Raw genomic sequence first — 11,115 nt, forward strand, 5'->3', positions numbered from 1 at the left:
CTACTCAGCTGCGGACGGGCTCGGCGCTGCCGGTGGGTGCAGCCCTCATCCGGTACCCGCCGCGAGCCTGCTTTCGACCACGTCACGCCGCGAAGTCACGGAACAACAGCACCGAAAGGCCGAGTCCGGCAGCGAGGTTCACCAGCACCGCCGAACCGAAGACGGCGATCGGCCGCCACCCCGCCTCGCGCAATCCGCGCAGCGAGAATTCCAGGCCGATGGACACGAAGGCCAGGATCAGGAACCAGGTCCGCAGGTCGTTGACGATCGCGATGTGCGCGGCACCGGTCTTCTTGTCGACCGATTGCAGGTACAGGGTGCCGATGATCGACGCCGCGACGAACCCGAGCACGAATTTCGGGAACCTGGCCCAGAATTCACCGAGGCTCGGGCGCGCGGCACCCGGCGTGCGGTCGACCCGGAACGCGAACCACGCGGTGAGCGCGATCGCGACGAGTCCGATCAGCGCGTTCTGCGTCGTCTTGACGATCGTCGCGATCTGCAACGATTCCTCACCCGCGAGCGCACCGGCGGCGGCCACCGCGGCTGTAGTGTCGATATTGCCACCGATCCACGCACCCGCGACCGCATCCGAAAGCCCGAGAAGGTCGGCGAGCCAGGGCAGCAGGAAGATCGACGGCAGCGCGAAGATGATCACCAGCGAGGCCGCGTACGCGATCTGTTCACGCCGCGCCTGCACCGCTCCGGCCGCCGCGATGGCCGCGCTCACCCCGCAGATCGACACCGCGGACGACAGCAGGGCGCGCAGTTTGTCGTCGAGGCCGAGCACCCCACCGAACCACCAGGTGAATCCGAAAACAATGGTGATCAAGGCCAGTGCCTGCACGATCGCGGGTGCCGCCGCCGTCACCAGAATCTTCAGATTGACGGAGGCACCGAGCAACACCACGCCCGTCTTGATGAAGAATTCTGTCCGGAATCCGGCCGAAAGCCGTTCCCGCAGACCGAGTTTGCCGAGCACCAGGTTGCCGATCAGGCCGATCGCAATCGCGTACACCGGGTACTCGATGGTCTTCGCGACCCGCTTCAACGGCGTGTCGGCCGCCCACTGCGGCACCTGCGTATCGAAGAATCGCGTCAGCGCGCCGAGCACGAGTACAAGGAGTACCCCGGCGGCGATATCGACACCCGTCGTTCGCGTATTGCCTTGCACCGCCGCAGTTTCGGATGTCGTCCTCACCTCGGCCATCACGGCACCAGCCAATCGGGAACAGCCCCCACCAGCACCAGACCGATCAGCACGAGACCGACAACGGTCGCCGCCCAATCCTCGTTCCACCTGAAAGCACTACCCGGCCTCGGCTCGGTCTCTGCTTGCAACACTGTGACTCCTTGCGTTCCTCATCGAGAACCGGAAACTAACCGCGCCACCCGCCCGCACACACCGATTACACTCACCCTGAACCGATCTCGACCGATCGACCGCCGGGCTCACGACCTCGGCATTCACCCCCGTCGCACACGGAATCGTGCGAATTATCCGACAAACCCCTGGATTACGGGACTCCCTACGACGGCCGCCATTCGCGTACACTGCCGTTCGAGAGTGAAGGACGGGGCACGGGGGAGGTTGCGTCGGATGACCGATGGCGACGGCCGGGAACGTCTACACGCCGAAATAGCTGCCTTCTACGCGGGATTCGGGCAGCCGGAAGAGTTGCACGCCGCGTTTCGGCAGGCGGCCCTGCTGGTTCCGCTCACCGCCGAGAACCGGGTCTTCTTCCTTCCGTTCGGTGGTGTCGACTGGTTGTGCACGTTCACCAGCGTCGAGGAATACGCCCGGTTCATCGCCGCGCGCGATCGCCTCGACGACGCCACCGCCCTCGACCAGGACTACCGCTACCACTGGATTTTCGGGCGACGCCTGCGCGACTACCTGGACACGCGCGACGAACCCGCCGGAATCGCGATCGACATCCTCGGATCCGCGCCGATGGCGTTTCCACCTGATCTCACCGAACACGCGACAGACGGGCAGGGCATGCGATGACCACGGTGAAAGTCGACCCGGCGGTGCTGCAGCAGGCCGCGACGGGCATCGAAGGCACCATCGGCGAGCTGTCGGCGATGGGGATCGGCGAAACCGGCAATATGGGCCGAGGATTCGCGCTGCTCACGATGTCGACGCTCGAGGCAGGCAAACACACCGTGCAGAAGACCTTCGAAGAGTTCACCGAGCGATGGTCGTGGGGCGTGCGCGCCCTGGTACAAGCAGGCAACTCGATCGCCCGCACGCTCGGTTTGGCGGCGGGCCGCTACGACGAAATGGAAACCAAGTCCGAGGACACATTGAAGACGATGTGGACGCATATGGCGGGCAATCCACATCTGTCGGGCGAGGAGATCACCAAACGTTCCTGGAGTGAGACATTCGCCGACAATCCGGTCAACCACATTCGCAACGCCGATTACAGCGCGAAGTCGTTTCAGGACGCCAATCAGCATATTCAGACGAATATGAAGGTGATCGAGGCGGTCGGGCCGCAGGCGTACGCAAACATCAGTCCGGTGACCGGCAGCCTGATCACCGGTGAAACTCCCGGCTGGAACACCGGTGCGGCCGAGCGAGCCGCGGAGATCATGAAGAAGGAGCAGGGGGGCCAGTAACCCGTGGGGATCGGCGAAATCTTCGACAAAGTCGGCAGCGCGATCGAAGACGGTGTCGAGAATGTCGTCGAGGGTGCCGGCCAGATCATCGACGACGGCCTGGACGTGGTCGGTGACGCCGCCAAACATGTCGGGCTGGAGAAGATCGGCAATGCGCTCGACGACCTCGGCGACAACATCGCCTCCGCAACCGGCGGCGACGTCGAAGAGGAAGAGCTCGGGCAGACCGAGGACCCCAAAGAGCTGATCCTTGGTGAGCCGTCCGAAATCGGTTCCGCCGCCGAGACATTGACGAAGATGGCCGAGGCGATCGAATCGACCGGTCAGGCGCTGCAGAAGATCGACGCCGCCGAATGGACCGGCAAGGGCGCCGACGCGTTCAATGCCGTCTACGACAAACAGCCGAAACTGTGGTTCGACGGCGCCGACGCGATGGCAGCCGCGGCCGAGGCGCTGAAAGCCTGGCAGAACGAGGTGAAAGCCGCCCAGGACAAGGCCCAGACCGCCATCGATCGCTGGAAAGCCGCCGATGCCGAAGAACGTCGCCAGAAGACCTGGTGGAATGGCCTCACCGGCGAGCAGCAGCAGGCCAATCCGCTCATCGACACCTGGACGGCCATTCGTAACGAGGCGCGCGAGATCCTGCGCGGCGCACGGGTGCAGCGTGACAACGGCGCATCGATCGCGGTCGGCGCGATCGAGACAGCTACCGAGCGGGCGCCGAAGGAACCGCCGTTCAGTGAGCGGTGGATCGCCAATATCTCCGACCTCAAAGGGGTGTTCGACCACGCCGCCCTCAATTTCACCGCCGGATTCCTCACCGCCGTCACCGGAATGGTGCAATTCGTCCGCCAGGTGAATCCAACCGATATCTACAACATCACCCATCCCGCCGAATACGCCAAAGGGTTGTCCGATCTGGGGACGGGACTCGTTGTCGCCGCCGCCGATCCGGGTGCGGCGGTCGACGCCATCCTGAAGGAGGCAAGGGCCAACCCGTTCGAATTCGCCGGTTCGCTCGCCCCCGACCTCATCCTCACCGCCGCGACCGGTGGTGGTGGCGGTGCGAAGGTGGCGGTTTCGGCGGCCAAGCGGGCCGCCGACGCGGCCAGGCGGGTGTCCGGCCGGGACACCGGTTCGCCCGACCCGAATCCGGCGCGCCAGACGGACCCGAATCCGGCGCGGCAGACCGACCCGCAGGGGCAGCAGGATCCGCGGCGGAGCGCAGGCCTGCCGAATTCCACGGATACTCAGCTGCCGGGCGATGCTCGCCCGATGGAGGCGGCGCCGCAGCGCGACGCACCGGCGCCGCGGACCGAGGACACCGGCGGCGCCGGGAACACGACTCCCGAGCGTACCGAGCCACGTCAGACCGAACCCGCCACGCGGACCGAACCCGACAACGACCCGAAGCCGACTTCGGCCGAGCCCACACCCACCCGTGAGCCGGAGCCCACACGCCAAGAGCCCGCGCCCGCCCCGGAACGCAGCACCGATCCCGACCCGCCACCGACCCGCACCGAACCACGTCCGGAAGCGGCAGGTACGACCGACCCGCACACACCCCAGCGCACGGACCCGGGCGAGTCACCGATACGGCGCACAGACGACACACCCACACAGCGCACCGAGCCCGCGTCGACCAACCACACCGACACACCCACACAACGCACAGACCCCGCGCCGACGCACCAGAACGACACACCCACGCAACGCACCGAGCCCGCGTCGACCAACCACACCGACACACCCACACAACGCACAGACCCGGCATCGACGCACCAGAACGACGCACCGACCCAGCGCACCGATCCCGCCGACGCGCCTACGCAACGAACAGACCCGGCGCCGACCCATCGGACCGACGACCCGCCCCAGCGCAGCGACTCGTCGCCGAATCAGCAGGCAAACGATGTACCGCAGCAGCGAGGTGACTCGACGCCGGGACAGTCGAGTCCTTTCGATTCCCCGCACACCCGCGCGGACGGCGGTCCGGATTTGCCCACCACGCGCACGGATACGGGCAACAACGGCGATTCGTCGCCCGAGACCCGGCCGACCAGCGACACGTCACCGTCCTCGACGAGCCCGGACACGCGACCGACCCTTACCACCGGCGACACCCCGTCCACGCCGAATCCCGCGACACCGTCCGCGATGTGGCAACCGGCCCCCACCGCCCACCCCGACAGCGGCACAGCACCCCGATCGACTCCCGATGGCGCGACGCCTCGCACCCAGCCCGGAACCTCCCCGGCGGCGGGATCACACACCCCGCAATCACCGGCTCGCCTTGACCCGACATCGCCTCGGCCGCACCGTGACTCGACGCCCGAATCGCGTTCCACCCCGGAAACATCGCGCGCGGGTGCGGCACCCGAATCACTCGGTCGCCCACTCGACGTGGCCCGCTCCGGCGAGCACTCACCCCGGACAACCGACCCGCGCACCGACTCCCCCACCCGGGCCACACCGCACCACGCAACGCCGCGCACCGACGCAGACCCCACCCCACGTCAGGACCACGACAGAAGCCCCGCCGCCGAAACACCTCAGCGGGTCTCCAACCCCAACCCTGACACACACGCGCCGCGCACTCCTGACCCCGATGCGCCGACAGACCGCATCCCAGAACGCGACAACGAATCGCCTACCGACCACACCCCCGAGCGCGACCCCCACACCGAGCGCTCCACCGATCGCGACTCCGACAACACCACGAACCGCCGCGAACCCGATGCGCCCGCGGACCGCACACCAGACCGTGAAAACAACTCCCCAACCGACCGCGATCCGAACTCTCCCACCGACCGCACTCCCGACCGAGACCCCGACACCGATCGCGCGAAGGAACGCGACCCCGACAACACCGACCGCACCCCAGATCGCGACCCCGACAACCACACCGACCGCGACGCGGACAACCCCACCCCCACAGACCGTGCCGACGCCGACCGCGATGCCCACGACCATGCGCGCACCTCCGGCGCGGAGCACGATCGAACGCCGGAGCAGAAGACTTGCTCCAAAGACCCGGTCGATATCAGCACCGGCGAATTCCTGCTGCCCGAAATCGATCTGGAGCTGCCGGGTGTCCTGCCGCTCGTGCTGCGCCGTTCGCATCATTCGAATTTTCGTTTCGGCCGCTGGTTCGGGCCGTCGTGGTCGGGAACGTTGGACGCGCGGGTCATCGTCTCCGACGGCGGTGTCACTTTCGTGGGCGAGGACGGCATCATGCTCGCCTTCCCGCATGCCGCGGTGGACGAGCCGGTGCACCCGCTCACCGGTGGTCGCGCCTGGTCGCTGACCCGGACCGACACCGGCGGCTACCGGGTGTGGGACCGTCAGCGCGAGCTGATCTGGCATTTCGCGCCGGAGCCGGGGCTCGACGGTCTCGATGCCGAGCTCGGAAACTATGCCGTCTCGGCGATCACCGACCGGCATCACAACCGGGTGCGGTTCCATTACGACACCGAGGGCGTTCCGGTCGAGGTGTCGCACTCCGGTGGGTACCGGGTTCGGGTCGACACGGTGGGCGGACGGGTCACCGGACTCACGCTGGTCGCCGAGGATTACCACGAATCCATTCGCGAATTCGGTTATACATCAGGAGAATTGACGGCCGTCACCAACGCGGTCGGCGCGACGACGCACTACACCTACGACGCGAACCACCGGATGACGTCGTGGACCGATTCCAACGGCAATCAGATGGTCAACACCTTCGATGAGTCCGGTCGGGTCGTCCATCAGCGCGGCACGGCAGGCATGCTGAACTGCGATTACGAGTACATCGACTTCCCCGGTGGCACCGGCCGATTGACCGCGGTCACCGATTCCCTCGGCGCAGTCACGTCACACGGTTTCGACCGTGAGCTGCAACTGCGTGATCTCGTCACCCCGGATGGCGCCCACTTCCACACCGACTACAACGCCGACCGCAAGCCCCTGACCGTCACCGGTCCCGACCCGGCGACCACCACCACCTACCGCTACAACGGCGCGGGTGATCCGGTGGAAATCATTCGCCCGGACGGTGTTTCGCTCGAATACGACTACGCCTGGCGTGACAGGCCGTCCACGATCACCACGGCCGACGGTGCGGTCCATCGCCGTGAATGGTCCGACAACGGTGACCTGCTCGCCGCGACCGACCCCACCGGTTCCCGCACCGAGTTCACCTATCATCCCTCGGGTGCACCGGCCGACGTGGTGGTCGACGGGGTGCGCACGACGGTGCGGGTCGATGCCGCCGGGTTGCCGGTAGCCCTGGTCGACGCCTTCGGCGCGACGACCCGCATCGAACGCGATGCCGCGGGACGCGTGGTGCGCACGGTCGATCCGGCCGGAGCGGTCACCCGCTACGAATGGTCACCGGCCGGAAACCTGCTCAGCAGAACCGATCCCGACGGTTGCCGTGAATCGTGGGACTACGACGGCGAAGGCAATATCGTCGCCCACACCGATCCCGCCGGTGGTGTCACCGCCTATACCTACGGCGCGTTCGATCTGCTGGCTTCACGCACCGATGCCGACGGGTCGGTCACGCGGTACGAGTGGGACACCGAACGTCGCCTGATCGCCGTCCACAATCCCCTCGGCCAGTCCTGGACCTACGAATACGACAGCGCGGGTCGGCTCATCGCCGAAACTGATTATACCGCAACGACTACCACGTACACGTGGGACGCGGCCGGTCGTCTCGCCACTGTCACCGCCGCCACCGGGATCACCCGGCGCCACCGCTACGACATCCTCGGCAGGCGCACCGAGATCGTCACCGACGACGGCGACTGGATCCGCCGTACCTACGACGCGGCGGGTCGCATCCTCACCGCAGCCACGGGCAACGGTGAGACACCGTGCCACACCATCGAATACACGTACAGCCCGGCCGGTCTGCTCGAATCCGAGCAGGTCGATGCCCGGCCGCCGCTGCGTTTCACCTACGACCAGCACGGCCGCCGCGTCGCCCGCACCAGCCCCACCGGGGCGGAAACCACCTGGCATCACGACCTGGCCGGGCGCGTCGACCGCATCGGAATCGGCGCGCACGACATCACCCTCGAGTACAACGTGGCCGGGCATCTCATCGGCTGGCGCCTCGGCGAGCTGGCCGTCACCCGTGAGGTCACGGAGCTCGGCCGTCTCGTCGGCCAGGAGGTGACGGCATTCCCCGCCCGCCTGGTCTCCCTCGACCTCGGTGGGTCGACGCGACCCGCCCCACAGAGTGTCCGCCGTGACGAATTTCGTTACCGCACAGACGGATACGTCACCGCCCAGCGCACGACCCGATCGCAGTCTGCTGCCCTGTACCGCGACTACACGCTCGACGCGGGCGGCCGGGTCACCGCGGTCGCCCACAACGACCACCTGACCGAGCACTACAGCTACGACCCGCTCGGCAACATCACCACCGGCCCCCGCGAGTACCGCGGCAACCTGCTGATCCACGACGGACACAGCTCCTACGACTACGACCGTGCGGGCCGCTTGATCCGCAAAACCTCCGGCGAACGAACCTGGCACTACCGCTACAACAGCTTCGACCAGCTCACCGACGTCTACACCCCCGACTTGCAGTGGTGGCGCTACACCTACGACGCCCTCGGTCGCCGCACCACCAAACAACACCTCGCCGTCGACGGCACCGTCCTCGCCCGCACCGACTTCACCTGGGACGACACCCGGCTGATCGAAAGCTACACGGGCACAACAACAACCCGCTGGGAATACCGTCCGGGCACCCCAGTCCCGCTCACCCAAACCATCGACCACCCGACCTCACCCGAGTGCTGCGCCGTCATCACCGACCTCACCGGAACCCCCACCGAACTCGTCGACCCCACCACCGGCCGCCCCACCGCCACCGCGACCACCTCCCTCTGGGGCCACACCACTTGGCACGGCACCACCAGCACCCCCCTCCGCTTCCCCGGCCAATTCCACGACCCCGAATCCGACCTCCACTACAACCTCCACCGCGTCTACGACCCCCACACCGCCCGCTACCTCACCCGAGACCCCCTGGGCCTCAACCCCGCCCCCAACCCCCACACCTACCCCCACAACCCCCTCACCTGGCGCGACCCCCTCGGCCTTATCCCGACAAAGTGCAAGGACGATGATGATGAGCCCGACGAGGGAACTCTCCGTGATCCCCATACCGTTGCACCACCAGGCAATCCGACTCCGACTCAGCCGACCGTGGAGGCAGGTCGACCCCCTGCCAGCCCGGAAGATCTCGCCGATCCCAACACGTCCCAAAACACCGGACCAGCGGGTAAAGCCGAACCGGACAATCGCCCCGACACCACCGAACCCGACACGACTGCCTCCGACTCCACCGTGGCAGCCGACCGGCAACAGGCTCTCCAGGACGTTCTCGCGGACATCGCACGCGACGGGATCGAGGTGCGTTCCGACCAGGAAGCGGACGAATATCTCAACTTCTGCGCGAGGATGCAGGGAATCGCACCGGAAGACATGCACGCGGTTACGCTCGGCGATCTCATCATGATCCGGCCGGAACACGCGACCGACGTCAGGATTTTGCGCGAGGAATGGATACACACCCGCCAGAACGCCGCGGGTGAGGTGTCTGCCGGGGCAGACGGTGGGGGCTCCATCGTCGACAATGAAATCGAAGCGCGAGAGATGATCATCGCGAACCGGGACAAGTGGGCGATCACCGATGAAGAGGTAGAAGAGATGAAGCGGGAGATAGCGCAGATGCGAGAGACAGGCAGGTACTGATCGATGTCCAGCGATGCTGACCGATATGAGGTCCCCGAGTTCATCCGCAACAAACATCCCGAAATGCCCTCTGTCCTGCTCGCCTTGAAGCAGCACAGTCGAAATGAGGAGATCACCGCGACCTGCTTCAAGTGCGGAGAACCGCTCACCGTGACCGATTTGGCCGACGTAGGCGTTCTTGTGGTTCAGTGCGCCACCGGTTGCACGGTGTACCGGCAACGCACCTCGCCACACGTGACTCGGGATGTCACACCGCGACATCCCGAAACAAGACGACCGACTTACGGAACCGGAAAGCCCGAGTAGGTCGGAGAGTCAGGACAGCAGGAAGATCCGGCCCTCACCTGTGCGGACAGATGAGGGCCGCCAACGAGCGACTCAGAACGCCCGGCAGGAGCGGATGTCGGTGGCGAGGATCGCCTTGGCACCCAGTTCGGCGAGACGGTCCATCAGCTCGTTGCCCTGCTTACGGGGGACCAACGCGCGGACGGCGACCCAGTCGGGATCGCGCATGGGCGAGACGGTCGGTGATTCCAGGCCGGGGGTGATGGCGGCGGCTTGGTCGAGCAGCGACTTGGGGCAGTCGTAGTCGAGCATCAGGTACTGCTGGGCGAACACCACGCCCTGGATGCGGTTGATGAGCTGGTTGCGGGCGCGGTCGTCGCGGTCGGCACCCGTGCGCTCGATGAGCACGCCCTCCGAGTCGCACAGGGACTCGCCGAAGGCGACCAGGTTGTGCTGACGCAGGGTGCGTCCGGAACCGACCACGTCGGCGATGGCGTCGGCCACGCCGAGCTGGATGGAGATCTCGACGGCGCCGTCGAGGCGGATCACCTCGGCCTCGATCCCGAAGCGGGCCAGGTCGGCGCGCACCAGGTTCGGGTAGGAGGTGGCGATGCGCTTGCCGGCGAGGTCTTCGACCTTCCAGTCCTCCCCGGCGGGGGCGGCGTAGCGGAAGGTGGAGCGACCGAAGCCGAGGGACAGGCGTTCGGTGACCGGGGATCCGGAGTCCAGGGCCAGGTCGCGGCCGGTGATGCCGAGGTCGAGCTCGCCGGAGCCGACGTAGATGGCGATGTCCTTGGGCCGGAGGAAGAAGAATTCGACCTGGTTGGCGAGGTCGAGGACGGTGAGGTCACGGGAGTCGGTGCGTTTGCGGTAGCCGGCCTCGCTGAGGATGGAGACGGCGGATTCCGACAGCGAGCCCTTGTTGGGAACTGCGACGCGCAACATGGAAGGTGGTCCTTTCGGGGATGACGGGAGGAGTGTCGAATCGGACGGATCAGCCGTCACAGATGTCGGTACACGTCCTCGAGCGTCAGCCCGCGACCAACCATCATCACCTGCACCCAGTACAGCAACTGGGAGATCTCCTCGGCGAGGGCTTCGTCGCTCTCGTGCTCGGCGGCCAGCCAGATCTCACCGGCCTCCTCGAGCACCTTCTTCCCCTGGAAATGCACGCCCGCGTCCAGCGCGGCCACGGTGCCCGACCCCTCGGGACGGGTTTTGGCACGCTCGGTCAGCTCGGCGAACAGGGACTCGAAGTTCTTCACGAGAAGCGATTGTTTCACACCCCGCCCCCGCCCCTACCGAGCGCACTGATTCCGTCACCGCCCCCGAGTGGCAGCACTCGAGCCCGCCACCTACCGCACCCCAACGAAACGGGACCACTTGAGTCCGCCACCTACCGCACACCCAGCCACACGGCACCACTCAAGTCCGCCATGACCGCAC

At 66.5% G+C, this 11,115-nt stretch carries 7 protein-coding genes; 3 read left to right on the forward strand and 4 right to left on the reverse strand.

The features are described 5' to 3' along the window. Positions 1-82 precede the first annotated feature (82 nt). Complete coding sequence (locus NCO8_RS01480) at positions 83-1,210, reverse strand: YeiH family protein (protein ID WP_067635744.1); 1,128 nt, start codon at positions 1,208-1,210, stop codon at positions 83-85. Continuing rightward, positions 1,210-1,344, reverse strand: coding sequence for a hypothetical protein (locus tag NCO8_RS32710; RefSeq protein ID WP_281201856.1), 135 nt, complete (start codon positions 1,342-1,344; stop codon positions 1,210-1,212). The genes NCO8_RS01480 and NCO8_RS32710 overlap by 1 nt, the downstream gene beginning before the upstream one ends. 256 nt (positions 1,345-1,600) lie before the next feature. Between NCO8_RS32710 and NCO8_RS01485 the strand changes: the two genes are divergently transcribed. From NCO8_RS01485 to NCO8_RS01495, 3 genes are read left to right on the forward strand one after another with little or no spacing between them, the layout of a single operon-like run. Continuing rightward, positions 1,601-2,011 carry a hypothetical protein gene (locus NCO8_RS01485; protein ID WP_067635746.1) on the forward strand — a complete coding sequence of 137 codons (411 nt, stop codon included), beginning with the start codon at positions 1,601-1,603 and terminating at the stop codon, positions 2,009-2,011. Positions 2,012-2,034: 23 nt separating this feature from the next. Next, positions 2,035-2,628 (forward strand): hypothetical protein, encoded by a 594-nt coding sequence (locus NCO8_RS01490; RefSeq protein WP_312032634.1) that lies wholly within the window; start codon positions 2,035-2,037, stop codon positions 2,626-2,628. Between the two features lie 3 nt (positions 2,629-2,631). Then, positions 2,632-9,384, forward strand: coding sequence for a putative T7SS-secreted protein (locus NCO8_RS01495; protein WP_067635750.1), 6,753 nt, complete (start codon positions 2,632-2,634; stop codon positions 9,382-9,384). Positions 9,385-9,762: 378 nt separating this feature from the next. Here the strand turns inward: NCO8_RS01495 and hisG are convergent, their stop codons facing one another. Both hisG and NCO8_RS01505 read right to left on the reverse strand, forming a co-directional pair. Then, a complete protein-coding gene (hisG, locus tag NCO8_RS01500) occupies positions 9,763-10,614 on the reverse strand; it encodes an ATP phosphoribosyltransferase (RefSeq protein WP_067492068.1) in 852 nt (283 codons plus the stop codon). 56 nt (positions 10,615-10,670) lie between these two features. Further along, positions 10,671-10,952: a phosphoribosyl-ATP diphosphatase gene (locus NCO8_RS01505; protein ID WP_174550281.1), complete on the reverse strand. Its 282-nt coding sequence runs from the start codon at positions 10,950-10,952 to the stop codon at positions 10,671-10,673. Between the last annotated feature and the right edge of the window lie 163 nt (positions 10,953-11,115).

This window comes from Nocardia coubleae NBRC 108252 (genome assembly GCF_001612805.1).
Lineage (GTDB): Bacteria > Actinomycetota > Actinomycetes > Mycobacteriales > Mycobacteriaceae > Nocardia > Nocardia coubleae.